Annotated in this window: 22 protein-coding genes, 1 tRNA gene and 4 pseudogenes; 20 read left to right on the forward strand and 7 right to left on the reverse strand. The window is 40.7% G+C overall.

Translation table 11 applies throughout. The features are described 5' to 3' along the window. Positions 1-2 precede the first annotated feature (2 nt). Complete coding sequence (locus tag D9980_RS23475; protein ID WP_121608572.1) at positions 3-770, reverse strand: DeoR/GlpR family DNA-binding transcription regulator; 768 nt, start codon at positions 768-770, stop codon at positions 3-5. A 531-nt stretch (positions 771-1,301) separates the two neighbouring features. Here D9980_RS23475 and D9980_RS23485 point away from each other — a divergent pair. The 3 genes and pseudogenes from D9980_RS23485 to D9980_RS23495 form a co-directional block, all read left to right on the forward strand. Further along, positions 1,302-1,386 (forward strand) — tRNA-Leu (locus tag D9980_RS23485). Positions 1,387-1,570: 184 nt separating this feature from the next. Continuing rightward, positions 1,571-1,998: pseudogene (locus D9980_RS23490) on the forward strand (tyrosine-type recombinase/integrase); the annotation flags it as partial. Between the two features lies 1 nt (position 1,999). Beyond that, positions 2,000-2,230, forward strand: a pseudogene (locus D9980_RS23495) (integrase); the annotation flags it as partial. A 537-nt stretch (positions 2,231-2,767) separates the two neighbouring features. Here D9980_RS23495 and D9980_RS27125 read toward each other — a convergent pair. Next, positions 2,768-3,085 (reverse strand): annotated as a pseudogene (locus D9980_RS27125) (transposase); the annotation flags it as partial. Between the two features lie 317 nt (positions 3,086-3,402). On the opposite strand from D9980_RS27125, the gene D9980_RS23510 reads away from it, so the two are divergent. From D9980_RS23510 to D9980_RS23525, 4 genes are all read left to right on the forward strand, one after another. Next, entirely contained in the window at positions 3,403-4,092 is a 690-nt protein-coding gene (locus D9980_RS23510) for a DUF1120 domain-containing protein (protein ID WP_121608574.1), read from the forward strand. A 63-nt stretch (positions 4,093-4,155) separates the two neighbouring features. After that, on the forward strand, positions 4,156-4,863 hold the full coding sequence (locus D9980_RS23515) for a fimbria/pilus chaperone family protein (RefSeq protein WP_121608575.1): 708 nt from the start codon (positions 4,156-4,158) through the stop codon (positions 4,861-4,863). 153 nt (positions 4,864-5,016) lie between these two features. Then, positions 5,017-7,413, forward strand: a complete 2,397-nt coding sequence (locus tag D9980_RS23520) for a fimbria/pilus outer membrane usher protein (RefSeq protein WP_121608576.1) — start codon at positions 5,017-5,019, stop codon at positions 7,411-7,413. Beyond that, entirely contained in the window at positions 7,376-7,921 is a 546-nt protein-coding gene (locus D9980_RS23525) for a hypothetical protein (RefSeq protein ID WP_121608577.1), read from the forward strand. The genes D9980_RS23520 and D9980_RS23525 overlap by 38 nt, the downstream gene beginning before the upstream one ends. A gap of 330 nt (positions 7,922-8,251) precedes the next feature. Here D9980_RS23525 and D9980_RS23530 read toward each other — a convergent pair. From D9980_RS23530 to D9980_RS23540, 4 genes and pseudogenes are all read right to left on the reverse strand, one after another. Continuing rightward, positions 8,252-8,721: pseudogene (locus D9980_RS23530) on the reverse strand (IS5 family transposase); the annotation flags it as partial. A 169-nt stretch (positions 8,722-8,890) separates the two neighbouring features. Next, complete coding sequence (locus D9980_RS23535) at positions 8,891-9,364, reverse strand: hypothetical protein (protein WP_121608578.1); 474 nt, start codon at positions 9,362-9,364, stop codon at positions 8,891-8,893. 488 nt (positions 9,365-9,852) lie between these two features. Further along, on the reverse strand, positions 9,853-10,362 hold the full coding sequence (locus tag D9980_RS26765; RefSeq protein WP_162304314.1) for a hypothetical protein: 510 nt from the start codon (positions 10,360-10,362) through the stop codon (positions 9,853-9,855). Between the two features lie 208 nt (positions 10,363-10,570). Then, entirely contained in the window at positions 10,571-11,269 is a 699-nt protein-coding gene (locus tag D9980_RS23540) for a winged helix-turn-helix domain-containing protein (RefSeq protein ID WP_238393664.1), read from the reverse strand. Between the two features lie 1,606 nt (positions 11,270-12,875). Here D9980_RS23540 and D9980_RS23545 point away from each other — a divergent pair. From D9980_RS23545 to D9980_RS23595, 13 genes are all read left to right on the forward strand, one after another. Continuing rightward, the gene (locus D9980_RS23545; RefSeq protein ID WP_230326732.1) at positions 12,876-13,517 is read left to right on the forward strand and encodes a response regulator transcription factor; all 642 of its coding nucleotides are present in this window, start codon (positions 12,876-12,878) and stop codon (positions 13,515-13,517) included. A gap of 28 nt (positions 13,518-13,545) precedes the next feature. After that, positions 13,546-14,910, forward strand: a complete 1,365-nt coding sequence (locus D9980_RS23550; protein WP_121608581.1) for a TolC family outer membrane protein — start codon at positions 13,546-13,548, stop codon at positions 14,908-14,910. After that, a complete protein-coding gene (locus tag D9980_RS23555) occupies positions 14,910-16,169 on the forward strand; it encodes an HlyD family secretion protein (RefSeq protein ID WP_121608582.1) in 1,260 nt (419 codons plus the stop codon). Before D9980_RS23550 ends, D9980_RS23555 begins: the two co-directional genes overlap by 1 nt. 47 nt (positions 16,170-16,216) lie before the next feature. Further along, a complete protein-coding gene (locus D9980_RS23560; protein WP_121608583.1) occupies positions 16,217-18,379 on the forward strand; it encodes a peptidase domain-containing ABC transporter in 2,163 nt (720 codons plus the stop codon). A gap of 165 nt (positions 18,380-18,544) precedes the next feature. Further along, on the forward strand, positions 18,545-18,862 hold the full coding sequence (locus tag D9980_RS23565; RefSeq protein WP_121608584.1) for a hypothetical protein: 318 nt from the start codon (positions 18,545-18,547) through the stop codon (positions 18,860-18,862). A 63-nt stretch (positions 18,863-18,925) separates the two neighbouring features. Beyond that, the gene (locus D9980_RS26770) at positions 18,926-19,141 is read left to right on the forward strand and encodes a hypothetical protein (RefSeq protein WP_162304315.1); all 216 of its coding nucleotides are present in this window, start codon (positions 18,926-18,928) and stop codon (positions 19,139-19,141) included. Between the two features lie 35 nt (positions 19,142-19,176). Then, on the forward strand, positions 19,177-19,473 hold the full coding sequence (locus tag D9980_RS26775; protein ID WP_162304316.1) for a hypothetical protein: 297 nt from the start codon (positions 19,177-19,179) through the stop codon (positions 19,471-19,473). A gap of 78 nt (positions 19,474-19,551) precedes the next feature. Further along, the gene (locus D9980_RS23570; protein ID WP_121608585.1) at positions 19,552-20,082 is read left to right on the forward strand and encodes a fimbrial protein; all 531 of its coding nucleotides are present in this window, start codon (positions 19,552-19,554) and stop codon (positions 20,080-20,082) included. Between the two features lie 100 nt (positions 20,083-20,182). Continuing rightward, complete coding sequence (locus D9980_RS23575; protein WP_121608586.1) at positions 20,183-20,917, forward strand: fimbria/pilus periplasmic chaperone; 735 nt, start codon at positions 20,183-20,185, stop codon at positions 20,915-20,917. Between the two features lie 80 nt (positions 20,918-20,997). Then, on the forward strand, positions 20,998-23,562 hold the full coding sequence (locus tag D9980_RS23580) for a fimbria/pilus outer membrane usher protein (protein WP_121608587.1): 2,565 nt from the start codon (positions 20,998-21,000) through the stop codon (positions 23,560-23,562). Between the two features lie 71 nt (positions 23,563-23,633). Further along, a complete protein-coding gene (locus tag D9980_RS23585; RefSeq protein WP_121608588.1) occupies positions 23,634-24,668 on the forward strand; it encodes a fimbrial protein in 1,035 nt (344 codons plus the stop codon). A 44-nt stretch (positions 24,669-24,712) separates the two neighbouring features. Further along, on the forward strand, positions 24,713-25,354 hold the full coding sequence (locus D9980_RS23590; protein ID WP_121608589.1) for a LuxR C-terminal-related transcriptional regulator: 642 nt from the start codon (positions 24,713-24,715) through the stop codon (positions 25,352-25,354). A gap of 28 nt (positions 25,355-25,382) precedes the next feature. Then, positions 25,383-26,000 (forward strand): LuxR C-terminal-related transcriptional regulator, encoded by a 618-nt coding sequence (locus tag D9980_RS23595; RefSeq protein WP_121608590.1) that lies wholly within the window; start codon positions 25,383-25,385, stop codon positions 25,998-26,000. 150 nt (positions 26,001-26,150) lie between these two features. On the opposite strand, the gene D9980_RS23600 is transcribed toward D9980_RS23595, so the two are convergent. Next, positions 26,151-26,921 (reverse strand): hypothetical protein, encoded by a 771-nt coding sequence (locus tag D9980_RS23600; RefSeq protein ID WP_121608591.1) that lies wholly within the window; start codon positions 26,919-26,921, stop codon positions 26,151-26,153. Positions 26,922-26,968 lie beyond the last annotated feature (47 nt).

A 26,968-nucleotide genomic window follows, 5' to 3' on the forward strand; every position in this document is an offset into this window, starting at 1 on the left:
TATCAGAGGTTGATGCTGTGCAGCCGCACGCCACGCTCTTGGAGTTGTTGCTGCGTTTCTTGCGGCAGGGCGGCATCGCAGATGATGTCGTCGAGCGCCGCCAGTGAGCAGACGCGAAACATGCCGTACTTGCCGTATTTACTGCTGTCGGAGACCAGCACCTTGCGCCGGGCCACGTCCAGCAGCGCCTGTTTCACCAGCACTTTCTCCTCGTGTGGGGTAGACAGACCATGTTCCAGATCCCAGGAACTGGTGCTGATAAAGGCCACGTCGATATTCAAGGTGCGCAATAGCATGGCGGCGCAGCTGCCGACGCAGGAATAGTTGCGTTGATCGATTCGCCCGCCGGTGTGAAACAGGTTGAGCTGTGGGCGGTTCATCAAGTGCTGGATAATAGAAAAATCGTTGGTGACCACGGTCAGGTTGAAGCGCTCGGCCAACTGACGAGCGATCTCGAAGCTGGTGGTACCTGCGTCCAGATAGACCACCTGGCCATCTTCGACCAGCTCGGCGGCATATTTGCCGATGGCCCGTTTTTGCCGATGGTGCAGTTGGGCCTTCTCTTTGTAGGCCAGCTCCTGGCGTAGCGCGTCACTCAGGCGCACGCCGCCACTGACGCTAATCACCTTGCCTTCTTCTTCCAGTTGATGGATGTCGCGCCTGACGGTCATATGTGAAACGCTCATTAACTCGGCCAGGGCCACGATGGTGACCAACTGATACTCATGTACATAGCGATAGATAAAATCGCGGCGTTCCGATGGGATCATGCTCAACTCCTGGTCGGTAGCGATGGTGCCGCTGGGTGGCTGTTATTTTTTGTTATGTTATTAATATTCAATCATTTGATTTAACAAATAAACGAGGGTTGTCACATAAGGGAGGTGGGGAGTGGCAGGATGTATTGTTATAAAATTATTTATATTCAATATGTTGTGTTTTTATTTTGCGATATTGGGAGTCACAGAAGGTTGTGATGAAAAGTGTGAGGTGTAACAAAAAAGTGCAGGATGGTGGTGAGGGGATTGCCGGGCTCGGACAGCATGCTGACAAACTTCAACGGGTGCAAAACGTAGGGGCGCTGCATGCTGCGCCCGTTAATAGCTTGAGCCCTGCACCACTGTTCCAACACCTTCTAGCCGCGTTGACTGGGTAAGTCCAGGGTAATAAATAAGCAGAGTAAGCCGAAAAAATCGACGGATGACGTTTTTTTCAACATTCAACTCGTTGAATGCTTGATAAGTGTTGCGCGAGGCAAGTGGGAAGGTATAATGCCCACGTTTTCCGCATACTACTTCAGTGCCGAAGTGGCGAAATCGGTAGACGCAGTTGATTCAAAATCAACCGTAGAGATACGTGCCGGTTCGAGTCCGGCCTTCGGCACCATTAGTCAGTACGCAAATCAAGTCGCCTTCGAGCGGCTTTTTTTGTGCCTGAAATCCAGAAGTTCCCCACCTTTCTCGCTATATTAGCTCTCTCAAGGTCAACCGACTTCAACGTACAAAGCTATTGAGCTATCTGGACGTCTAGAAGTGGCTTTAAGGCTTCAGCAGCGATGCGTTATGCCGTACAGAGCGGTTCAAACATGCGAACACCTCATCTGGTACCACTTTCTCGACAAGCGTTAAGCATTTTTAAGTAAATACAATATATTAGAGGTAATCATGAACTGATCTTTATTGGCGATCATGACTCACGTAAGCCAATGAGTGAAAATACGGTGAACAAATCACTACGTGTAATGGGGTACGACACTAAGGTTGAAGTCTGCGGCCACGGTTTCAGAACCATAGCCTGTAGTTCATTGATCGAGTCGGGTTTATGGTCGAAGGATGCCGTTGAGTGGCAGATGAGTCATATGGAACGTAACTCTGTGGGAGCAGCCTATATCCATAAGGCGGAGCATCTGGATGAGCGCAAGTTGATGCTCCAGTGGTGGGCGGATTTCTTGGATGTGAATAGGGAGAAGGGGGGAGTCCATTTGATTTTGCCACGCTTAGGCGGTGATTGACCATGGTTTCCTCTGCGTGATGAGTACCATCCGGCATGAAAAAACTTTAACACTTCCAGGATTGAGCTCCAGTTGGCGTATGTAGACAAAAATAGTATTCGGGGTACTTATAACCACGCCCTGTACCTCGAGGGCTGGCGGGAGATGATGCAGTGGCACGTCGATTACCTAGATAGCCTAGAAATGTGCCATGGGAGGCCGAAACTACCAGCAACGTAGTTACCTGTTTCACAAGGCTAACAGCGTCAGTAGGGATATAGGCGTTGTTGGTTTCCGCCATTGCATATTTTTTTGTCATTTTTAGCCATCAATGTCGTTCGGTGGATAAAAAAACGTCAACTAAGGTATTATTCCTGATCAGATATGAAATCAAAGTTGATATGTGTCATCAGGCAAGCATATGTGCGGAGGATCCAATAATTACGGGGGAGGTATGGTCAGCATTAGTCAGTCCTGCGGTGAGGGTTTGTGATGTTTGGCGATTGAGCATTACGCTAAAAATTGATTGAGTTCCCCCAGTAATCTATTATTTGGTGCTTGTATTTAGCCCTATGGATTTATACAGCAGTCGTTTCAGTCGGAAACACTAGTGAAAATAACCGGTAGAGTCGAGATGTGGCGCGGCAATTTTGTAGGTCAGGCATATCTGTTGCCGCCTCTTTCGAATGACGGTGCCTTACTGTACCGACCATAAATCCCGTTTCCACATGCCGCTCATTGAACTGGACATGCGCTTCTAACGTATCCGACTCTTGGACAGATAATCTTATTCGAAAGTAGTGCACCTGCCAGATAATGCTTTTGGTTCTGTCCCGGCGTAGCCATGTTTTTCAGCTTCCACGTGCCTTCACCGAAGACTTTTAAACCGGTGGGATCGGTAACCAGATGAGTAATCTCCCTGCACGTGGGTTTTTTGAAAGTATGCTCACGGATTTGGCTCGCCTGCTGACGCAGGAATAATCTGGGCAGCGGAGTTAAGGCTTAATTAAGATAAAAATAGAATCAATGAATCCCTGAGCGGCCAGCAGCGTCAGACAAAAAACGTTTGAGCATCAGTACGGTGGTAATAGCCAATTTTTGAATTTTGGTTTTGTCACTGAACACCGGGATATCGTCAGGAATGCGGTGTTCTTATCCTGCTGGAAACCAGATTTTAAACAAAGCTTAGTGATCTTTAACGCATGGTTATAAAAACTAAAAAACAACATATAAATCCATTCCCATCTAATTTGTAAGCATAAAAATCTATAGATATAACTTTATCAACATATCGTTTTATTCATAAGAAAAATAGCTATTATTGTCGTCACAGCAAAACGAGATGTGCTGTACAACGTCAGGCAAATTCAAAATGATTTTCGTCTTTCACAATCAAATAATGGAACTATAAAATGAACGCTTCTTTAAACAAAATCGCTGTATCCGTTGCTCTGGTTATCGGTATGGCTGCCAGTACTGCGGCAATGGCAGCAGAGCAGGCTTCTATTAAAGTTATCGGTACTATCAAACCGGGTTCATGCGATATCAGCATCAATGGTGATACCGTACTCGATTACGGTGATATCAATAGCGCGACCTTGAATGCAGCCACCGCTACCGAACTGGCCACCAAAACAACCAAGCTTAATGTTGATTGTACGGCACCGACTCTGTTTGCAATTCGCAGTGCTGATATTGCTGAAGGGGCGAGCGAAGGGGTGGCTGAAGCAATTGGTGAAAGCGCCGTCAAAAACCAAAACCGTTGGTTTAGTCTCGGCAAGACTGCGGCGGATAAAATTATCGGTGGCTATAATGTTGGAACCCGAACGTCTACTGCATTGGTAGATAATGCCACACCAAATGCTTTTCTGTACTCTTTAACTGAAGGTGTCTCATGGACAAGTGGTGCTTCTCAATACTTCCTAAATGATGGATCAGAACTTTTGTCATGGGGTGATCTAGAGATAAAAACCCCGGTTGTTGCGAAGAACGTCACTTTAAGCTTGAACATCACTCCTTCGATTGCACCAGTAAATACACTGGGTTCTATCGATGACGTTAAACTAGACGGCAACGCAACGTTTGATGTGGTTTACCAGTAATCTAATTTGATAGTGAATGCAGAAGCTGCTGTTAGCTTCTGCATTATTTTATAAGGCCCTCCAATGTCTAGAACCCTTTTTTTTAAAACAATACTCACCATCCTGGTTATTTTTGGTATGTCTTTCCAGTCGTTGGCCGTGATTATGAAACCAGAAACATCAATGGTATTCGTAGACGAAGACGGTGGCAGTATTAACGTAAAAAACACCAGCGATAAAGATGCGCTATTATATGTGAAAGTATACGACCTACCCAATGCCAGACAGACACAGCCAAAATTACTGGTTACACAGCCTGTCACTCGCGTTGGCGCGGGTAAAACCCAGCGTGTGCGTTTTATTGTTAGCGGTGATTTACCGCTGAAAACTGAATATATGAAACGGGTAATTTTTGAAGGTATCCCTCCCAAAAGTGATGCCGCCAGTAATAAAATAGGGATCAACATCCGGCAGGATATCCCGATCATTATTCACCCTAAAGCATTACCGCTTGTGGCCGAACCATGGAAAAATCTTAAGTGGACGGTTGTGAATGAATCATTACAGGTAAGCAACCCGAGTCCTTATGTGGTCAGATTAAACCAGAATATCAGCGTGGCACCATCAGGTAAAAAGCTCACACTTAAAAATGCATATATCTTACCCGGTGAGAAATTAACGCTAACCCTTGATGACAAGTCTACATTGAGTGGCAGTGACGCTGTTACGATACAAACCATGTCTAAATATGGCTATGAAGTCGGCAGCTTTGAGATGCCAATATCACGTTAGTAATAATTATTATTTTCCGTGTTCGTAGATTATTTTATGATTGACCATGTTTCTTATGGGTTATTAAAGCCTAATCCAATCGTTAATAATGAATGAACTGTCGGTGATATGACCATCTCATGTTCTATTCATTCATGATTATAAAGAAATTTTATGTGGCCAAAATATAAATCTCGTATATTTGTCTTTGGACTTTTATTGCCAATGTATTCCCATGCGGTTGAATATGATCTGAAAGGCCTTGCATCCCGAGGCATCGATCCAAGCATAGTTGAACAGCTTGAAAGAAAGGACGTTTTCCCCTCGGGTGAAAATGTTGTCGACATCAGCGTTAATGGAGAATTCCGTGGCTCATTCAATGTGAATTTTGATAGGGAAGGGGCGCTGTGCTTTACGCATAAGTTATTAATTGAGTTGGGGGTGAATTTACCAGACAGCTTACGAAACACTTTTGCAGATGCAGGCACAGACAATCTTTGTGGCATTGAAAGACGAGACCCGTCAAACTTTACGATCATCTATAACCCTGATAAGTTGGATATCAGTATTGTGGTTACGGATCAGTATTTAGCGTCAGATGATAAAAAAATAGAAGGTAAATCTGGCGGCGTTGCGGCCTTGATAAACTACGACTTCTTTTCCTCCCGCAATACTAACCTATCGGGCAAGTATCGCTATTCTTATCTCTCGCTGGGGAGCGGGATAAACATTGATAACTGGATCATTAGAGGCAAACAACAGTTCCAGAGCACTGACGAGGGGCTTAAATCCGATACGCTATCGGCCTATACTCAGCGTTATATTCCTGCTATTGATAAAATTTTTCAGGCCGGGGATATTGATGTTGCAACAGGTTTATTTGAAGTCAGTTCAATAAGCGGGGTTCAGCTAATGCCTGAAGAGGCATTAAATACCCAGGGGGAAAATGGTGCATCGATAACAGGTATTGCCAATACCCATCAGGCACGTGTTGAAGTAAGGCAATTCGGCATGTTGATTTTTACTACCCTGGTTCCTGCTGGTACCATTAACTTACCCAATGTACCGGTCAGAAATGCCAATGCTGACTTGGATGTGACCGTGGTTGAAACTGATGGGCAGACGCAGCATTTCATCGTTCCTGCCAGTTCGATTAATCGCCCAATGGTCAGTAAAGCATCCGGTTATTCATTGGCACTAGGTAGAATATCTCACCCTACAGAGGGAGGGGACACCCCTAAGCTGCTCACATTGTCGAATCAATGGGCCATTGCTTCAGGTTTAAGCGTTCAGGCGGGGCTGTTAGCGTCAGATAAATACCGATCAATAGCATCGAATATCAATGCTGTTCCTTTCCGCAGCACAGGCCTCTCTGCGCGTATGGTGTTATCAAATGATGATACTCAACATCTCAAAGGGGCTCAAGCTGGGTTAACGGCAAGCTATGTGACTGAAAACAATGTTTCATTAAGCGTTGCAGTGGTCAAAAATACGCCAAATTTCCGTACATTACTAGAGTCTGCATTTTCTGGCGAGGTGAACAACAAGCAGGATACACAAATGAGTGTTTCCCTGGCCTGGACGCCCTGGAAATTAGGCACTTTCTCATTAGGGCACAGTAAAACAACGCAGTATGGATTGGCGGGGTCGTATTCCTATAACATGCTACGTTGGAACCGAAGGTTTGATAAAGTAACCGTATCAATGAGCGGAAGCAATGGTTCTGGCTACGGTGGAAAAAAAAACAAGCAAGTTAATATCAACCTCAGCATTCCGTTAGGGCAGAACAAACTGAATAGTTATTATCGGAGCTCAAACGATAATGGCAGGGTTGGGAGCCAATTTGCCGGAAGTATGAATGATGAAATTTCATATCGTCTTTCAACAGAACGTAATCTTTCTAGTTCGAATAATACTATGTTGGGCGGTGTGAACGCCAATCTTCACTATACGACCGTGGGGGCTAGCATCAGTAGGGATAATCAGCAATCATCAAGCTACTCAGTCTCAACACAGGGTGGTGCAGTGCTTCATCAGAATGGAATGACTTTTTCACCCAACGCGATTGATGAAACATTCGGTATTATTGAATTAAACGAAAAGAGAGCTGGCGTAAAAATTACTACGCCAAATGGTAATGTCTGGACTGACTTTAAGGGTAGAGCTGTAGTCTCTTCGATACCAGCGTATCGCCACTCTTATTATGATGTTGATACGAAATCATTACCCAAAAACATCGACATTGCTAATGGACATCGTGAGTCAACATTAGCCAGGGGAACAGTTGATACGATAAGGTATAATATTATTCGCAACAATCAGATGCTGTTTAAAATATCATTATCAGACGGAAAGTTACTGCCTAAAGGAAGCTCTCTACTCGATGCTAACCTTAATTTTTTGGCAAGCGTGGTAGATGATGGTCTGGTTTTTTTAAGCAATGCTCCACAGAATGCAACGATGTTCGCACAGAATATTGATACAAAGGAGCAATGTAAGTTTTCATATTTTAATACAGATAAGGAAGAGGGTAATGTTCTCTATAAAGATATGGCTGTCACGTGTGTTTAATTTTAATCTTTTGTTGAAGATGGGGCTTGTTTTTTTACCTATTGCGGCGTATGCGGAATGTACAACATCCGTCAGTACACCTAATATGGACTACGGTCAACTCAACATACAAACAAAAAACAGCGCAGGCGCCAATTTTGCTCTTGGTACCAGAATTGCATCCGTAATTATTAACTGTGATGAGCCTGAACAGGTTACACTAAACTTTACCTCCAGTGATGCCGAAATATCTGCTTTTAGATTTGGTGAACATGGTAAATTAAAAGTGACTTTATCTTCAACAAGTAAAGGTTCCCAAGGTTTCACTGTTTTTGAAAAAACTGATATCAATGGAAAAACCTTTAATAATATAGTCGCGGAGGTCACGCCGACAACAGAGATAATCATTCCAGGGAAAGGCAGGCTCTTTAGTTTCGACTTGCAAATCACCCCTGTTATATATAAGGGGATCTATAGTGTTCGGGATGATGAAACTGTGGGGAGCACAATTCTATTACAAGTGAGGTGAGCGTTGATTTTTATCATGTTCTTAGCTGTTAACATGTAGTACATCTGTCGCCTAAATAATCCCTATTTAACACTGAATGGCTATACTGCTAATTATATTCAAAGCCTTAGGTATAAAAATGTTCTAAGAGATCAATGACACTGTACCATTCAGGCCGCTTGAGGGGGCTCTTTGGGCTATTGAATCACCTGAAGAAATTATTACTTTACTCCGATTTGCAAGTAACTTGCTTGATGTTTTAAGTGCTGAAAATCTAAAATCTCTAAGTAGGGACCATATGTTGGAAAGCATCTGGCAAAAAATGGTTGGAAATCCTCCGGCAATAATCTTAGTATCGGCGTTCACAGCCAGGTGCAGTTTTCGCCAGACGTGGCGCTTTTCTTGGTCATTTTTTGCCACCTTCGACTCGCCTTCACCGGAAACTTTCAATCCGGTAGAGTTGATAACGAGATGGGCTATCTCGCCGCGCGTAGGGTTTTCAACGGGGTGCAGATGGACTTGCCCCGTCTGCTGACGCAGGAATAATCCGGGTAACGAAGCGGGAGCTTCATTAGCGTAAAAATGGAATCAATGAAGCCCTGAGCTGCACCTGGCGTGAGGCGAAAGACGCGTTTGAGCGTCAGTACAGTGGGAATAGCTAACGCAGAATAATGTTGTGGGCGCCTTCGTGAAGATGTTTTTGGCTCGTCGTTCCAGGTCTGGATGGCCGACTCATCAAGCCAGAATGTCAGCGAACCACGATTGATGAGATCCTTGTTGTTGGCCACCCAGTTGTTGATTTCAAATTTTTGTTTTGCCAATGGATATCGCTACAGGCTAAGGAACGTGGTGATCTTATCTTGATTGACGTCAGAAGTTTGATTTATTCAACAAAGTTACGGTAGTGCGCGAAGACAGGAGGTTAAACCACTCCGGTAAAATAATTTTTCCTGGACTCAGTAAATAAAAGCAATAAGATTTTACCAGGAATTAGTTTGAGGAAGACTTTCTACAAACAAACGCTGGTGATACTTTGTCATATATCAAATAGTCAGTTGAGTTTAACTTTTCTATGTGGACAATCTGCTTTGAACTACTAATGAATTCAGGTAATTTACCTTGCTCAGTGTTATCATTGTTATATTTATCAGTGCTGGTATGTTCTATAAAAAATATTCCATTTTGTTCCATGTAATTAAAGTTTAATCTGCGTGCTATTTTAGTTGTGGTTTTTTTTGCCGCGTCATTAACATGCCCGTATAAATCTAATGATCCGGTTTTATCATTAAATAAATATAAAGACAACTGTAAACTACGTTTTAACTGTTCATTCTCAAAATATGAGACATCACTATCACACGAAAATGTTGCTTTTTTTGGAATGAGAAAAGTAGCAAGAGAGCCAATGATAAGTGTAATGATAGGCACTGAGAAATAGACGACTTTGAGATCAATCTTAATCATGAATTATTCCATAAGAATGAAGTTTAGTGAGGTGACTATTAGTATTATATATTGAAAATAGAAAATTGGAATAGTCTTATATTAATAAATGTCATAGATATCAAATATCCATATCTTGCTGATATTTATGGTGTTTAGTACTGTAAAATTCAATCAATGCTGAGCAAACACTTCGACTTCGTGAGATTTAACAAAAAATGTTGGCTGCTACTACATATAATATGTATTGAAATTTCTGTGATATGGGTTAATCATCTAACGTTTCTTCAGTTGCAGTGCATCGCGTTTGATCAAGTTATACCCACTTAGCGGGAAGGTGACTAACAGCACTCCCCGTATTGGAGTTTCTCAGCCATAACTCTCAGAATGTGACTTATGTCTGGAAATCTAGTTATCCAGATAAATTTTTTGTGTAAAGTAAAGAGACTTTTTGTATTCATTGAATAACTCGTAAAAAAATAAGTCTATAGAAAACTAATGCTATAGAATTAATTTCTATTAAAACATAAAAATGATGGTGTGCTATCGGAGAGAAATATGAAGTGATTAGCTTCCTGCTTTAATATTTCAATTGACCAGTTAGTGTTATTTACTAGATAAAATAAAGGTAGGTAATTTTTAATTGGAATGGAGTCAGGATCATTAAGCAATGATGAGTCTACATTTGTAGAATGTAAATAAAAGCTATTTCCTTTTCTTGTATAATCAAAAATAACTTTCAAGCTTATATTTCTTATAAATTTATCTGATTTAAACATACTTCCAGTTAGATTAACAAAGCCATCATCACTAAATATGTAGTATTTAATAAATAGTTTGATGTATATATCATCTTTATAAATAATAAAGCTAGAGTCACACATTATTGGTTTGTTTTTATTAAAGCATTTTAATGTAATTGGTAATAATAAGATGAACAGAAGAAAAATAGCGCAAATAATTTTAATACGCAGCGATACTCGTTTTAACAATACAAAGAAAACTCTATTACCAATCATAATAAATCCATTTTAATTACAATATCAACTTTTTCTGATGTAAAGTAGTACTGAGTTTCATATTACTCAAAGTGGAAAAATAATCAGATTACAATGCCGTTATGTAAATGATATACTTGGTTTGATTTATTTATTATCGACTCTTATGAAAATAGACAGGAGGTTATCAGTTAAATATAAAATTTATCTTTGCAGTGAAGTTGTATTATCAATTGTCACTGATAATATCTTTATGAACATTTCTGCATATAGCTTGCTTATCATTTGGACATTGCGAAATTACGACTCTATGTGAAGCAAAGGGAAGTTCGTCAGATGCAGAGCTTTTATATAAATATATCTTTGACTCCAGTCTGCAACTTATTATTTTTTTATCAACAAGATCTTTTATTTCAGTAGATATACTATCCATTGAATAAAAAGTACGCTGTCCGTTCCAGATTGCATAGACCTCACAATTTTCATATTTACCTTGGTATTTCTCCATTGCAGACTTTGGCATGCCTAAGTAATATGGGTAATATGCATATAATGCAATTAACAACAAGCTTATCAAGCATGATATAAACGAAATCCATTTCAGTTTAACCGTGGCACTTCTGCTTTTATATATTCCTAACGGCGCTTCTATATAATGTGGTTCGCATTCATCTTGAGTGTTATTTATGTCTGTAATTTCTTCATGTGAAATGACAAGTGGGGTTTCAACTTTAATGATGTTTTTTGCATGAAAGCTAAAGCCATGCTTAGGAATGGTAATGATTATATTATTCAATCCGATAGATGAAAGAGAGCGACGAATAATAGATATATAATTATTAAGATTGTTACTTGATGCAGTTAGGCCATTATTATGCCATATAATATCCAATAGATGCTCTCTACTGAGGGACTGATCGTTCTTCATTATCAATATTTCCAACAGTTGAGATGCAAATCTAGGTAACGTTATACGACTGTCAGGTGTGCTAATGAGCCATAGTAACCCGCTTACAGGCTCAAAACCAACGCTGTCATCTATCTCGTAATGCATCTTAAAAATCCCATCAGATTATTCCTGCCATTATATATTATTTGAGTAAATCTGACAAGGATAACTGGGGGGGAAGTTCTACTTCTGTATTCGCATCGAAATGCTATCAACTAGAATAATATTTTTTTAAAAATGGAAATTTATTCATAGATTACAAAATGCGTTCAACTCTGTACCAGCTGACCTAGGTTAAATTGAGTTTTTTTAGTAACCTTGTTAAAGTGACTCTATCAGAGGATAACTTTTTCAAACTAATTTTAAAACATTGGTTGCTACCATTTGATATTGGCTCATTATGGTTAAATTGGCGTGAGTTTAAAATCATAAAAAATCCATAATAAGTCATATAAATCCATACCAAAAGAACACGCATTGTTGTGTTTTTAACTTACTGATAAATATAGGTATGGTGTCTTTTTACTGAAGTATTACACTTCATCTACCGCAACATGAAGGGCTCTGCTGGAAATAACTTTCACTTTTCATAATTTTTGCGATTGTATTCTTGTCCCGTACCTTTTTAGCCAACCATTGTCAATTTATTATTATATGCGACAACTGCATTATCCTTGTAAAATTATGAATTGTTGACTTTGAGATTAATTATGCTTCGCTAAAATCGTTGGCGATTCACTCTTGACGCAGATAGCCAAAGTTTTGCTGAGAGTGTTCATAACATGTGCATCTTCGCTACAACATGCCGCTCAGTCGCTCATGCAGATGTGGTAGTTATCTGCGAAGTAGATTAACCGTGGAACTTTGTCGGCAACAAGGCTCCTGAGCACAGACTTTGGTAAACAGACAACAGCAGAACCGGTAGTGTATTTGGCCTATCTATTCGTTATGAGTCTGCCGCGAGTTTGTTGGCGATGTCAAGCCTTTTCACAGTCGGGATGATATCTTGCGACGGCTGAAACAGCTATAGCTCGGAAGTGCTAAGGGTTAAGCATTTAACTTTCACTAAGCGTATTGTATTTAACAAACTGACATAATGAACTCGAATTATGCGTTTTGCTCGCAAAAAGATTGGGTTGTATGAAAAGTCGCCGTGGCCCTCATAGAAAAGTATGCCCTATCCATTGTATCTATTAACTCATCTTTCAACAGAAATTGTAAAATAACTAATAAAATCAGTTTGTTAGCTGTTTTATTTTGTAGTAACTAGGGGCTATATGGGCGATTAACCGCGGAGCGCATAAGCACAAGCGTGCAAAAATCAATGCAGGAAAGCTGCTATGACTCATAATTTGAACGAAACCCTCAGTTTTAAAAATCTTAACAATCTTAACTATCACTTAATGCGAGAAATCATTTTTTTAACTTGGTGTTAATGCTGTAGATTTTGGTTAGTAAGATAATTCCTGGTATTTGCGTTTGTTTGCAACTATATCGAGAAGAATTTGACAGTATGTAATTTAGGGAAATTAACTACTCATTTGTATGTTAATAATCATTTTTTCATAATGAGAGTTTGATGTATATGAGAAAGAAAACTGTTGCCGTATCCGACGATCACCCCCATGTATTGAACTCCTTGTCGGCAATATTTTCACAGCAGGATGCATATGAATTACTGTATAAATCAAATGCTGGGAAAGATTTGTTAGCCAGGTTGTCAGAAGCCCCGACTGATATCGCGATCACTGATTTTGCATCCGACCACAATGAAGCGATGTTAGATGGATTCTCAAAAATAAAGATGATCCATGCTGAGGCACCAAGGGTAAAATTGATCCTTTTGACCTCTCAAAGGAACTCCGCAATCCTTAGCAAAACTTTGGATTATGGCGTTGATGCTATTGTCAGTAAAGCTGACAGCGTAGAAGAAATTATCAGGGCATGCGATCATGTGATGAAATATAATGAAAAATTTTTATCATCGAGTGCTTATGAGATACTTCGACCGAAAGATTACTTTCTTAAAAAAAGCCCGGTGCTAACACCTAGAGAGCTTGAGGTTATTCGACTATTCTCTTCTGGTTATACGCTCGCATCAATTGCCGATCGTCAGAATAGAAGTATAAGCACTATTTCAACCCAAAAATACAACGCGATGCGTCGGTTGGGTATATCTACCAATACCGATCTCATTCGATATGCGTATGAAAACGGTTTGATTTAATATTTATTAATTATTATTGAGTGTGAAGATGTTTGAACATTATTATAAATCTATCATTGCGTTACTGCTTTTTTCATCTGTAGGCCATGCTTATGCTACAACCTTGCAAGAGGCTGTAAATGCGGCATCCACTTACGATGCAGGGATTAATGCAGCCCGTTTCTCAAAAGAAGCAGGTAATGAAAAGTTTGACCAAGGCGTTGCAGGTCTATTACCCAGTATTGGAGTAGAATCAAGTTATACGAAACAAGATCAACCCCATGCTTCATATGGTGCGGAAGTCAAACGTCATAGTTATGGACTTAACATTACGCAACCTTTATTTGACATGTCTAGAATTGCGGCACTAAAGCAAGGAATGGTGATTGCTGATATGGCTGACGTGGAGTTTTATGCCGCACAACAAAAGCTGATTGTCGATGTTTCAGATGCTTTTTTCCAGGTTCTATATCAGCGAGAAGTGCTCCAAGCAACGCGTGCTGCCTCACAGGCTTTTGGAAAGCAGTTAGGACAAGCTAAAGCAGCCCTGCGCCTAGGTGACAGTACACGTACTGATGTCGATGAAGCACAGGCAAATTATGATGCAGCCTCGGCAAAAGAAATTGCTAATCGTAACGACCTTGAAGTTGCAAATGGTCTCTATCAGCGTTTGACTGGCCTTAGTGCGGATGAAATTAGGCCGATTAATTCCTCGTGCGTTAGTTCGAATATTCCAACCGATCTTAAAGTTGTGATGGATGAGGCAGTAAAAAATAACTTAGACGTGCGGACTGCCCAGTTTCAGCTAAAAAAGGCCGATACCGATGTACTCGCGGCAACGAGTGCCCATCTGCCTGTTGTCTCCTTGCAGGGCTCATATGGAGGGAACTGGAGTCGTGGTGAAGGGGAAAATGCGTTAGATGAGGTTTTTGGCACAACCTCTAAGACACGTAACACGATGGTAGGTATCAATGTATCCATGCCAATTTTCCAGGGGGGAGGACAATTATCTCAATCTAGGGAGGCATTATATCGACGAGAACAAGCCAAAAATAACCTGCAAGATACCCAACGAAAGGTAAAGCAAGATGCACGGTCGGCATATTTAGGGATCACTAATGGCTTAGCATTATTGCGAGCGCAGCAAAAAGCTGCTATTTCTGCCAAGAATAAAGTTAACTCTACACAGTATGGCCACGAATTAGGTCTGCGCACTATTGTCGATGAACTAACTGCTCAACAAAATTATTATGAATCACTTCGGGCTATATCAGAGGCTAGATTTAAATACTTAACATCTATACTGGAGTTGTCCCATGTTTCCGGAAGGCTCAATTATGAACAACTGTCTGAATTTAATTGTTCAGATTATAGTAAAGATACTGGCAACAAACAAAAAATGGATGAATTGTAATGAGTGAGTCATTATTCAGAAAGGAAGCACTGGAATCTAACCGAACAAAAATGATTGGGGCAGTGGCGCTCTATTGCCCGCCGTATCGCTGGCTTGTCATTAGTATTGTAGCTTTGATTACCGTTTCAATAGCACTTTTTTTCGTTTTTGGAAGTTATACAAAAAGAGAAACTGCCGTGGGGGAGTTACTCCCGATAGGCGGAATACTTACTGTTTCCCCCCCGGTATCGGGAACGGTTGTTAACTTATCTGTCACTGAAGGGGAGAGCGTTCATAAAGGGCAGCCTTTAATGGAGATATCCTCCGAAGTTGCCACTTCCCTTGGACGGACACGCCACATGGTTGCGGACCAATTGGAAATGCAGCGAAGCCGATTGCAAGCCGATCTAGCCGCATTGGATACGCTCAATAAGGAGGCGATACTCGGCCTTAAAGAGCGCTTGGCACTTTTGCAATCTCAGCTTAAGCAAACCGAGATGCAACGAAAACAGCGTATAAGGCAGATAGAACTTGCCCGCGTTCAGCTCGATAAAATCCAACAGATGCAAAAGGAAGGTTACGCCTCTAATACTCAAGTGGAGCAGCAGGAAACCAATTTGTTGGATACGGACACTCGTCTCCAGGAGACCACTCGGCAGCAGTTGGATTTGCAGCAACAGATTGCTCAGACATATCAACAGTTACGCGAACAACCGCTTAATGCATTGAATCAGCGGCATGATATGCAAAGCAAGTTATCGAACATAGATCAGCAACTGGCAGAAAACGAATCGCGTCGCTCCGTTGTTTTACAGGCCCCGCAAGATAGTGTTGTTGGCGCAGTTCTTACCAAACAAGGGCAAATTGTCAATGCCGGGCAATCTGTCGTTTCCCTATTGCCAGAAAATGGCAAGTTACAGGCGAGAATGATGGTTAGTAGCCGTTCAATTGGATTTATCCAAGCAGGTCAGAGGGTTGTGTTGCGTTATCAGGCATATCCCTATCAAAAATTCGGCCAACAGTATGGTCGTGTGGCTGAGGTATCCCGTACGGCCCTGTCTCCTCAGGAGGTGGCTACTTTGACTGGGAATAATGAGGTTCGTGAACAACATTATCGCGTAGTCGTCGAATTGGATAAGCAAGATATTCTTGTCTACGGAAAAAAAGAGCATCTTAAACCAGGTATTGCACTTGAGGCTGACTTCCTGATTGATAACCGTCGATTAATTGAATGGGTTCTGGAACCCCTTTACGCATTAGGGCGACGCTCTGCTTCATAGAGTTGAAGAAATAAGTATTACTTTCAGTTTTTAAAGGAACACTAGGAATGAGTTTTTTAAATGCGCTAAATTTTGGCTGGGGCAGGCGTTTACCTATGATGCAACAGACCCAGGCCACAGAGTGTGGGCTGGCCTGCATAGGGATGATTTCCAACTACTTCGGACATTCTATTGATTTGGTCACTCTGCGTAGACGTTTTTCAACGTCATTAAAAGGCGCAACGTTGGCTGACGTGATGTTGGTAGCACATCAACTAGGCCTGGCGGGACGCGCATTACGACTTGAGATGGATGAATTAGTCAAATTACGCCGCCCTTGTATCTTACACTGGGAGTTAAACCACTTTGTGGTGTTAAAGAGTGTATCCAAAAATAAGATCACTATTCATGACCCTGCTCGCGGGATCCGTGATGTACCAATGGATGAAGTATCCCGATGCTTCACCGGGGTTGCACTTGAGTTAATGCCCACCGCAAACTTTAAGAAGATCGAAGAAAAACAGACGGTATCCATGCTTACGCTGATTGGTAGCGTAATTGGCATCCGTTCTGCTTTTGCCCAAATCTTTATTTTATCTGTGGCGATGGAACTCTTCGCAATCCTTGGGCCATTCTATATGCAATGGGTCATGGATCAGGTCCTGGTTTCAGCAGACCGTGATTTACTGACTCTGCTGGGAATCGGATTCATATGCGTAGTTGTTATGCAGACCGCAATCTCTGTCATACGCTCCTGGGTGACGACATGGTTTTCGAGTTTACTCAGTGTTCAATGGACTGCTAACGTTTTCTCTCGTTTATTAGGTTTGCCGATGGCGTATTTCGAAACACGGCATGTGGGAGACATCGTTTCCAGGTTTGGGTCAATTGGTACAATTCAAAGCACCTTAACGAGTCGATTTATCAGTACCATACTTGATGGCATCATGGCTTTCGCCACGCTAGCACTGCTGTTTGTTTATAACACCACATTAACGTGGATTGTTATAGGCCTTTTTGTGGCTTATGCAATCATTCGCCTAGTGTCATTTCGTCCGTTCCGACAGGCAAATGAAGACCAAATTATTACCGGTGCACGTGCACAATCAATATTGCTTGAATCTATTCGTGGTGTACAAGCTGTAAAACTTAATAATAAGCAAGAGGTCCGTTTAACATCCTATGCAAACGCCGTCGTTGAAACAACCAACAAAGGGATTGTAATTCAACGTTTATCTATTGGTTTCAGTGCCCTTCAGGGGGTTATCAGTGGGATCGGAAGGGTTGTTTTAATCTGGCTAGCCGCCAGAGAAGTTCTTGATGGCAATTTCTCTGTAGGGATGTTAACCGCATTTGTCAGTTTTGCCGATCAATTCATCGGGCGCGCATCAGGGTTAATCGATGCTCTCATCGACTTTAGAATGCTTCGTCTACATGGTGAGCGATTGGCTGACATTGTACTAACCGATAAAGAAGAGGATATGGAAGCGACAATTGCGGTACCAGCCCAAGATGGTGAATCACCTGGACCTGGGCTTGATATTAAAGCATTGAGCTTCCGTTATGCAGAGACTGAACCTCTGGTGATTGATGAGTGTTCCTTCACTATAAATCCGGGGGAGTCGGTCGCCATCATTGGGCCATCAGGGCAAGGTAAAACCACGTTGGCCAAGTTGTTGCTTGGTTTATTGAAACCCGAGGCTGGTAGTATCGAGGTCGACGGCATTGATATTCGTAAACAAGGTATGCAACTGCACAGAGAGCGTATTGGTTGCGTTATGCAAGATGACATACTTTTTGCGGGTTCTATTGCTGATAATATTTGTTTCTTTGATACTAAACCAGATCAGGCCTTGATTGAAAAAGTTGCACAATTAGCTCAAATTCATGAGGATATCATGGCTATGCCAATGGCATATCAGAGTCTTGTCGGTGATATGGGCTCATCCTTATCTGGTGGCCAGAATCAGCGGGTGTTGCTAGCCAGGGCTCTTTATAGGCAACCTGATTTGTTAGTGCTAGACGAAGCTTCAAGCCATCTTGATGTCGAGCGTGAAAGGTTAATAAATCAGGAAATTAAAGCAATGCCGATAACGCGAGTGATCATTGCGCATAGGCCAGAAACCATTCGCAGTGCGGATCGCGTTTTTCTATTAAATAAGGGGAAAGTTAGTGAGTTATTCTATGATAAAAACCATGAGTCATTTATGGATGATTCTCTAGCTAAATAACAGGCAGTATGGATTTTTACTGATATACCTCATGGGAAATACACATATAATGGCGGTCATGGATTACAACTGCTTCAGGTTTTAATCTATTATGGCTTTTTCATAAAGCGACATCGTGTAGTATCAAAATTGTAACTAAAATAACTTAAATATGGAGATTTAAAAATGCGTGAACTTAACATCATGGAAGTCGAAATGGTTTCTGGTGCTGGCTTCTTCTCTCGTATTGCAGCAGCAGCAGTAGGTGCTTTCGGTGTTGCAACTACAGGTATGATGAAAGTAGGTGTTGCGGGTGGTAGTACTGGCGGTATTCTTGGTGTTGGTGTTATCAGTGCATTAGTTGGTGTTGTCCTGGGTGGCGTGTTTGGCGCTATGCAGGGGGCTATCTACGGTTTCACTAATGACTGGGATAAAACAATCTCAGCAGTTAACTCCTCAACTGAAGAATGGCTAGGCCAGGGCTCTATTTTCCCTAAAGTCTAAGTAAATTATAATTAATCTCCTTGATGTGATAGGTATACATCAGGGAGATTTAGAGAATTTAATATGCGAGAACTTAAAACAGCAGAATTAACAACCGTTTCTGGTGGTGCATTTAATTTCTTGGATTCTGCCAAGGGGTTCTATAATTTCCTGCGCAGTGAAAAGAATCCACTAAATGGTACAGTTATAGGTAAAACCATTTCTGGTGCCATCGGAAACATTATGTACCCAATGATTAATTCGGTGATCACGGTATTATCATCATTTATTCGAAAATAAACTCGAGTGATGAAGTTCATTAAGGATCGATTGTAATGCGCGAATTAAGCGTTAACGAAATTGAAGCGGTTGCTGGTGCAGCATGGTGGTCACCGTCTAATATTATGAGTTTTATTAATAAGGTAACACATTCAACAAGCAAACCTAGCGAACCTGGGTCTTGGTTTGTTCCTGATGGTTCTTTATCCGGTAGTAGCCATATTGGGCAAGCTATTGGTATTGGGATGACAGTAGCCGCGGGTATTGTTGCTGCAGTTGCCTTATTTAGTGCCGCATCAGCAGGACTTGCAGGTGTCCTTGGTGTTGCCGCAGTAGCAAATAAACTCAAGTAATAAACGTGTTCTACGTTTAAATAACAGGAATATTAATATTTCTGTTTATATTAAAACTTTAAGGAAAAGGTATTAATTATGAACAAAACAATTATCGCTGCATCATTGACCGCTGCTATGACTTTCTTTGCTTCTACCGCAAATGCATCAGACGGTACCATCACCTTCAAAGGCTTGATTGACAGCTCAACCTGTAATGTAAGCATTAATGGTGCAAATAAAGATGCAACCGTAAACCTGCCAAAAGTCTCTGCTAATCTGCTTGCAGAGAAAAACAAGGTTGCTGGTTCAACTAATTTCAACATGATTTTGAGCAACTGTAGCGGTACTGCTGACTCTGTTCTGGCCTTCTTCGAAGCCGGTACAAACGTGGATTCTATTACCGGTAACCTGAAAAACAACGGTACTGCAGCCAACGTTCAGGTTCAGCTGATGGATGCCGATGGTAAAGTATTGAAAGCGGGTGATACATCCCAGACTACGGGTAAAATGGTAAAACTGACTGCTGGTAATGGCACATTGACTTATGCTGCCCAATACTTTGCTACCGGTAAAGTTGAAGCTGGTGATGTTGATACTTCAGTAACCTATTCTATCAACTACCTGTAATTAGTTTATAATACTTTTGAAACACAAGAGGTTTTATACTTCTTGTGTTTTTATTTAATTGAGTGTAAAAATAGTAAAGTTAATTTCCCCGGCGGATTCCATGAGTAAAACATTCTCCCGTATTAATATATTGTTGTTTGTGACGATTATTGTTCTATCTAAGTCTGTCTTCGCAAACGTAGTTACGCTTGGTACCAGAGTTATTTATCCTCAGGGTGAAAGGGAGGTGACAGTTCAGTTGAAAAATGATGGAGAACTCCCCTCTTTAATACAGGCCTGGATTGATGACGGCAATACTAATACACCAATAAATAAAATCAAGGTGCCTTTTGTTTTGATACCTCCTGTTTTCAGGATTGAACCCAATAAAGGTCAAACCTTACGCATCAGCTATACTGGAGGCACTTTACCAGAGGATAAAGAGTCGGTTTATTTTCTGAATATATTAGACATACCACCTAAGAATGCAAATTCAGGCCAAAATACGCTTCAGATGGCCATACGTTCTCGTATAAAAATATTCTTCAGACCTGGCTCTCTTGATGCTGACGGAGCCAGTGAAGCCTTGAAGAATGTACAATGGTCATTGACTAAAGATAGGCAATTACAGGGTAAAAACCCGTCGGCCTACTATGTCAATATTGCAGGCGTAGAAATTTCAGTTAATGGTAAAAAAATCAATACTACTGAAGGTGAAATGCTAGCCCCTAGGGAAATTAAAGTATTTAAAAGCGCTCCACTTACCGGGGTTTTAGCTGGTAGTAAACTAACCTATAAGGCGATAACCGATTTTGGCGGAGTGGCGGTATCCGATTCTTATATTAATGGGTTTTAGTAGCCATTAAATAATCAAATTGATAACTTTATTTTTATTTTCTTTACCATGGAAATAGGGATTTTTACCGGGTGATAATTATGAGAAGTTTATTAATAATAATACGTGATTGTTTAAGCGTGAGAAAAGTGAATGGCAGCTTTTGGAAGGTTGCTATCACTTCAGCGATTTCTCTTCAATCCCATAATGTTATCGCTCAAGAGGTTCAGGATGGGAGTCGTTCTGCGAAGGCCGTTTTTGACCCTGGTTTCCTTATGCAGGCAGCTGGTAATGAAGTTGATGTGGCGCGTTTTGAGTATGGCAACCAGTTAGAGCCAGGAGAATATCGAGCTGAGACATATCTCAATGAGAAATTTATTGGTCTGGAATCAGTCCCCGTCATTTTAATAGAGGGGAAACCGAAGGTTCTCATCAATAAGGGATTGTTTAATAAAATTGGGATCAAATCGAGTGCATTAAACACTAAGGCTTTCAATGAGTTGAATTCCTCGGATGACTATTATGAGCTGGGAAAGCTAACTACCGCGGCAAAAGTTCATTTTGACAGTACAGAAATGCGTCTTGATATACAAATACCTCAGGCCGACTTGCTGCAAACGGCTCGCGGCTCTGTTGATCCTGCCATGTGGGACGACGGAGCTAATGCACTATTATTAGGCTATAATACGAACTATTATGAATCAGTAGCCAATGGCAAAGAGTCTCAATCATTTTATGGTGGCACTAACGTCGGTTATAACCTGGCTGGTTGGATGTTTCGTCACAGCGGATCCTTAACCTGGCAGAAAAATGATCGTAGGGACTATAACAGCATACGAAATTATGTTGAGCATGATATAACCCCGCTCAAAGCCAGATTAACGGTTGGTGATGCATTTACTTCAGGTGAGCTGTTCGACACATTTGGTTTTCGCGGTGTTGCTCTTAACACCATCGATAAAATGTTGCCCGACTCCCAGCGAGGCTATGCACCCGTGGTGCGTGGAGTTGCACAGACCAACGCACGCGTCACTATCGAACAAAGTGGTGCAGTCCTTTATGATACGACCGTGCCGCCTGGGGCTTTCGTAATTAATGATTTGTACCCAACAGGCTATGGTGGCGATTTAAAGGTTAAAGTCACAGAAGCCGATGGGCGTCAAACTACGTTCAGCGTTCCTTATGCTTCTGTACCGCAGCTACTTCGTCCTGGAATGACACAATACAATGCTGCTATAGGTACTATCAGGGATTTAAATATCTCTTATACGCCAAGAGTTGCACAAGTAACACTCCAACATGGGCTGGCAAATAGCTTAACGGGTTATACGGGCTTTTTAGGAACCGGAGATTATAGCGCTGGTTTAGTCGGTGCAGCGATAGGTACCCAGTTTGGTGCGCTAGCCCTGGATGTTACTCATGCCAGAGCTTCAGCAGGAGGCAATACGAACCAGGGTAGCAGTTATAGAGCGACTTTCAGTAAGATGTTTGCGGAAACCGGCAGTAGCGTATCCATTGCTGCATATCGTTTCTCATCATCTGGCTATCTGGATCTAAAAAATGCGATGCTGTTTAGCGACCATTATCGTTATAATAATGATGACGCGGCTTTAACCCTTCAGCGCCCGCGTAATAGACTATCGCTAACTGCAAGTCAGTCTTTCTCTGAAGGTCTGGGGCAGTTATATGTCAGTGGTTTTAGTCAGAACTATTGGAATCAAAGTGGTAATGATAAGCAGTACCAAATTGGTTACAGCAATAATTTTGGGCGGTTATCTTATTCAATCTCAGCAAACCGCTTAAGAAACGTTGGTGGCGATCAAGAAACTCAGTATTTAGTCACTTTCACTGCTCCATTAGGTTCAGGAGGAAACTCACCAAATCTGAATATGAATCTTGGCCGTACATCTAACGGATTAAATAGCCAGGCAAGTATTAATGGCATGTTGGGGAGTGATGACCAGTTTAACTATAATCTGGCCGCCGGCAGAGATGAAAATAATAATAGCGCCGGGAGTGTTTCAGGGGTTTACCGTTCGCCTTACAGTTCCTTGCAAGGATCCTATGGTCAGGGTAAAAATTATCGTTCAGTCTCAACCGGGGCAACAGGGTCTGTTGTCGTACTTTCAGATAGTATCACTGCAAGCCCATACAGCTCTGATACATTAGCCATTATTAGCGCACCTAATGCCGAAGGTGCTAAAGTTGAAGGGTATTCGGGTGTTATTATCAATAATAGCGGTAATGCTTTGGTACCTTATTTGAACTCTTATCGTTTGAATGAAATCTCTCTGGATCCAAAAGGCTTACCTATGGATGTGGAATTACAAAACACGCGGCAACAGGTGATACCACGTTCCGGATCGGTTGTCCGGTTGAGATATCGCACGTCGGTTGGGCGTCCTGTACTGATAAATATTGGTACAAATGGGAAAGAACTTCCTCTTGGCGCGGCAGTAAGGGACGAAAAAGGAAATACTGTTGGAACTGTTGCTCAGGGGGGCACGATTTATGCCCGCTTACCAGTTGCAGTATCTCAATTAAACGTTGCGTGGGGGAAGGGGAAGCAAGAACGCTGTACATTTAAGGTTAGCGTACCGAAGAGTAATAATGGTGATAAAGCAAAGGTGGCTAATATATTAAGCATTAACAGTAAGTGCTTGTAAGATTTTACTGCGGTTTCTTTTTTAAATTTTAGGATTAAATCTTTAATGAATAATAACGGTGTAAAATAATAATGAAAACGTTAAATTTTAAATTGATATGCGTAAGAGCATCTCTTGTGATTATTTTGTTTTTTTTGGGGAATACTTCTGTCTATGCGGATTTAGTCTGCAGAGCGGCTGACGGGAGGAATGCTCTGTTTTCCCTTGGCATTGATACGCCGGCAATAAAAGTTACGCCAGGAATACCAATTGGTACCGTGCTTTTCAGTAAAACATATGAGTTTACAACATCCTGTAGCTTAAATAAGCTTACGGACAAAGCGCAGGTGATATATTTCAAGAGAAAAGATCTTTCTCAGGCTTTGGGATATGGGTTAACGTTAAATGTTAATTTTAATGGGAGTAATGGTAGTGCTGCCCAAACAATTTCCTCTGGTGTTTCAATTAACGACAAGACAGCCGTCGGAGGAGGGTCAACAAGTGGATATTGGCCTAAAAACACGTTTACTGTTGACGTTCAAATTATCAAAACGTCTAACAGTTCACAATCAGCTATTATTGCAAAAAGTGTAGACCTTTTTTCTATGGGAGGAGCTACGGCATATCCTACAGATAGTGCAATATTCATAATGCAAAATCCTAACAGTGTAGTTTATACAACTGAAACCTGTAAGATAAAAGGTCCAGCATCTTTCACTGTTTCTTTGGATAAAACAACCATAAATAAAAAGAGTGGTTTTGGTTCTGGTGTCGGTTCTAATAGTAAATCTAAGGGGTTTAATATTAGTTTGCTCTGTGATACGGAAATAATGAGTGCTTTTAAAATTATGTTACAATTGGATGGTGCAAGCCCTCAGGGTGGGGGAGTTTCGGGATTGTTGTCATTGTCTCCAAATACCGATAATGCACAAGGTGTGGCATTGCAAATACTATTTGGCGGCACCGAAAATCCAGTTAAGCTTGGGACTCCCTGGCAGATTGGTTCATTCCCAGTAAGTGGATCAGAAATAAGTATCCCTTTTTCAGTAAGATATTATCAAACGCAAGGTAATGTTACTCCAGGCACGGCCAATAGCACGATGGTCTATACGATATCATACATTTAGGTGCGTATTTGATACGCATTTCTATATTCTCGCTTGGTGGTTTTATGAATGCTTTTAATTTATCTAAAAAAAATATTATTTTAACTGACTTGACGCCAGTCAATGCATTTGGTGTGCGTAGTACACTCGAGTCGGTTAATGGGGGGGATTATACGGTAGTTAATATTAATAACGTGTGGGATATTGGCAATGAAACTGACAGAACGATTGCATTAGTTATTCTATCCATTTCGAAAGAGTGTGGTAACACGTTGGACTCTATAAAGAAGGCATGGAAAATATCGAGCTCAGGTATACCTGTTTTATTATTCTCTGATGTTTTAAACGCCAAGTTATACGCACTTATTGCCTCGTTGGGCATCAATGGAGTTATGTTCTATAAAGAGAGTAGTAGCGTTTTTCTTGATATTTTCTTTTCTATTATGAATAAAGAAAGAAGATTCGGTCCTTATGTTTTGGAGCAAATGGACTGGAAGGTACCTGCGTTATTGACTCCGGCTGAAACCAACTTGGTTTTCGACTTGCTCGAAGGTAAAAGAGTTACAGATATAGCTAAAAAAAATGGACGTAACATAAAGACCATATCTACTCAAAAAACAAGTATAATGAAACGACTTAATATAAATAATAATAGTGAGTTTTCTGCTCTTGGCGGTGTGTTAAACAGATTTTCATTTTATACGTAATTATATAAATAAGGCCTCGGTGCGAAGCATGACTAGTATAGCTTTAATGAATAATTGTCCAATAACAGTGTTAGGAATTAAATCGGTTCTCGCTGGGTTGGGTGCGAGTGTTAATTACTCTACAAGTACCACTGTGGAGCTGTTAGCTTTTCTTAAAAAAAATACCGTTAGTTCGGTCATTTGTGATATTCCTGTTGTTGATAATTCAGCAACTAATACAACAAGTGATTTCTTATCTGAAGTTAATGAGTTAATTTCAGATGTGATAATTTTTACTTCATGTACTGACCGAAATGAAATATCACCAATTATTCGTGAGTATAGTTGTTCAATAATCTCCTCTCAAGAGGAGTGTGGTATTATTGAATTACAATTAGATAAGGCATTGAGAGGATATGAAACACTAAGTCCGAAGATACTAACTATATTGAATTCAAAGAATAAGATGGAACTTGATGATCTTAACTTGCTTACCATCAAGGAGAGAGAAACATTATTCCACTTGTTGAGTGGTAGAAGTATTTCGCAAATTGCTATAGATTGTTCTAAGAGCGTAAAAACAATCAGTGCTCATAAAATAAAAATCATGAGAAAGCTAGGTGTAGATAATGTGACTCAGCTTTTCTCCAAGATACTTAGATTGTAACCTGGTTGCTGTTTGAGTTTTTATTTGGTACAGTTGCGGCGATAGGCGTATTCAAAATATGTACCATTATCTAACCTTATGTTTTAGTAGTCATTTTAAGGTGTGCTTCATATCAATCTCAATCGGGCTTATAGGAACCCCAGGTGTTTATTAGTCTGGGGTTGTAATGATGTGGTATTCAGATATACAATCAGTGTCTTCGTCCCTAATTTCTTTGTTACATCTTATTATTGATACTCTTTGCGAGAATTGGTGTCTTGTCAAGTAATTAAATTTGTATTCTTTGCAAGATTTATCATTGATTCTTATGTATTTCTCTGATTCATCGACCTTTGTCATCATGTTATCAGTATAAATCCTGCATTCTCCTATATTTTTCGCATACTTATACTTCATGAAAAAATCACTTTGATTTTTCATGTTGCCTTCAATTATGAAATATATCGTAATAATAGCCGTCAATAAAATAAACAGCAATGTTAATCTGTTTGTTTTATTAGTCCTCTGTATTGATACCTGATTTTCAATTTTTATTTCAGGTGGTTGCTTTTGGTTGTTCTCTTCCTTATCTCCTTCAGTTATTTCTTTAATATCTAGAAACTTGCTCAGTTGCAATCCTTTTCTGGGGATTGTATTAACAACTTCATTTCCTAAGCCTAATTTTATAAAACCCCTACGGAGTATAGATATATTTTGGTAAAAAGTGTTTGCGGTGACATGTACACCATTTTTGTTCCATACCTCGTTAAAAAAGATGTCTTTATCTAATATTATGTCTCTGTTTTTGAGTAGTAGCATCAAACAGCGTGCTGCAGGAACATACAGAAGTACTTTATTACTCGAATCATCAAGTGAGGTTAACGTTCTTTCTTTGGCATTGAATTCTACAGCATTATTTATGATGTAAATAGTTGGCATCATGATTCTCCTACGTTCCTTTAGGTAGAGTTTTTATTCTCTGGCAATAA

It is taken from the genome of Serratia sp. 3ACOL1 (assembly GCF_003668775.1).
GTDB lineage: Bacteria > Pseudomonadota > Gammaproteobacteria > Enterobacterales > Enterobacteriaceae > Chania > Chania fonticola.

What these genes read in the sequence shown, in the direction of transcription:
- D9980_RS23525 (WP_121608577.1), top strand. Translation starts at nt 7,376, where the DNA reads ATGTTCTCTATAAAGATATGGCTGTCACGTGTGTTTAATTTTAATCTT.
- D9980_RS23475 (WP_121608572.1), bottom strand. Translation starts at nt 770, where the DNA reads ATGATCCCATCGGAACGCCGCGATTTTATCTATCGCTATGTACATGAG.
- D9980_RS23545 (WP_230326732.1), top strand. Translation starts at nt 12,876, where the DNA reads ATGAGAAAGAAAACTGTTGCCGTATCCGACGATCACCCCCATGTATTG.
- D9980_RS23555 (WP_121608582.1), top strand. Translation starts at nt 14,910, where the DNA reads ATGAGTGAGTCATTATTCAGAAAGGAAGCACTGGAATCTAACCGAACA.
- D9980_RS23580 (WP_121608587.1), top strand. Translation starts at nt 20,998, where the DNA reads ATGAGAAGTTTATTAATAATAATACGTGATTGTTTAAGCGTGAGAAAA.
- D9980_RS23570 (WP_121608585.1), top strand. Translation starts at nt 19,552, where the DNA reads ATGAACAAAACAATTATCGCTGCATCATTGACCGCTGCTATGACTTTC.
- D9980_RS23590 (WP_121608589.1), top strand. Translation starts at nt 24,713, where the DNA reads ATGAATGCTTTTAATTTATCTAAAAAAAATATTATTTTAACTGACTTG.
- D9980_RS23600 (WP_121608591.1), bottom strand. Translation starts at nt 26,921, where the DNA reads ATGATGCCAACTATTTACATCATAAATAATGCTGTAGAATTCAATGCC.
- D9980_RS23535 (WP_121608578.1), bottom strand. Translation starts at nt 9,364, where the DNA reads ATGATTAAGATTGATCTCAAAGTCGTCTATTTCTCAGTGCCTATCATT.
- D9980_RS26770 (WP_162304315.1), top strand. Translation starts at nt 18,926, where the DNA reads ATGCGAGAACTTAAAACAGCAGAATTAACAACCGTTTCTGGTGGTGCA.
- D9980_RS23585 (WP_121608588.1), top strand. Translation starts at nt 23,634, where the DNA reads ATGAAAACGTTAAATTTTAAATTGATATGCGTAAGAGCATCTCTTGTG.
- D9980_RS23515 (WP_121608575.1), top strand. Translation starts at nt 4,156, where the DNA reads ATGTCTAGAACCCTTTTTTTTAAAACAATACTCACCATCCTGGTTATT.
- D9980_RS23595 (WP_121608590.1), top strand. Translation starts at nt 25,383, where the DNA reads ATGACTAGTATAGCTTTAATGAATAATTGTCCAATAACAGTGTTAGGA.
- D9980_RS23540 (WP_238393664.1), bottom strand. Translation starts at nt 11,269, where the DNA reads ATGAAGAACGATCAGTCCCTCAGTAGAGAGCATCTATTGGATATTATA.
- D9980_RS23520 (WP_121608576.1), top strand. Translation starts at nt 5,017, where the DNA reads ATGTGGCCAAAATATAAATCTCGTATATTTGTCTTTGGACTTTTATTG.
- D9980_RS23575 (WP_121608586.1), top strand. Translation starts at nt 20,183, where the DNA reads ATGAGTAAAACATTCTCCCGTATTAATATATTGTTGTTTGTGACGATT.
- D9980_RS26775 (WP_162304316.1), top strand. Translation starts at nt 19,177, where the DNA reads ATGCGCGAATTAAGCGTTAACGAAATTGAAGCGGTTGCTGGTGCAGCA.
- D9980_RS23550 (WP_121608581.1), top strand. Translation starts at nt 13,546, where the DNA reads ATGTTTGAACATTATTATAAATCTATCATTGCGTTACTGCTTTTTTCA.
- D9980_RS23565 (WP_121608584.1), top strand. Translation starts at nt 18,545, where the DNA reads ATGCGTGAACTTAACATCATGGAAGTCGAAATGGTTTCTGGTGCTGGC.
- D9980_RS23560 (WP_121608583.1), top strand. Translation starts at nt 16,217, where the DNA reads ATGAGTTTTTTAAATGCGCTAAATTTTGGCTGGGGCAGGCGTTTACCT.
- D9980_RS26765 (WP_162304314.1), bottom strand. Translation starts at nt 10,362, where the DNA reads ATGATTGGTAATAGAGTTTTCTTTGTATTGTTAAAACGAGTATCGCTG.
- D9980_RS23510 (WP_121608574.1), top strand. Translation starts at nt 3,403, where the DNA reads ATGAACGCTTCTTTAAACAAAATCGCTGTATCCGTTGCTCTGGTTATC.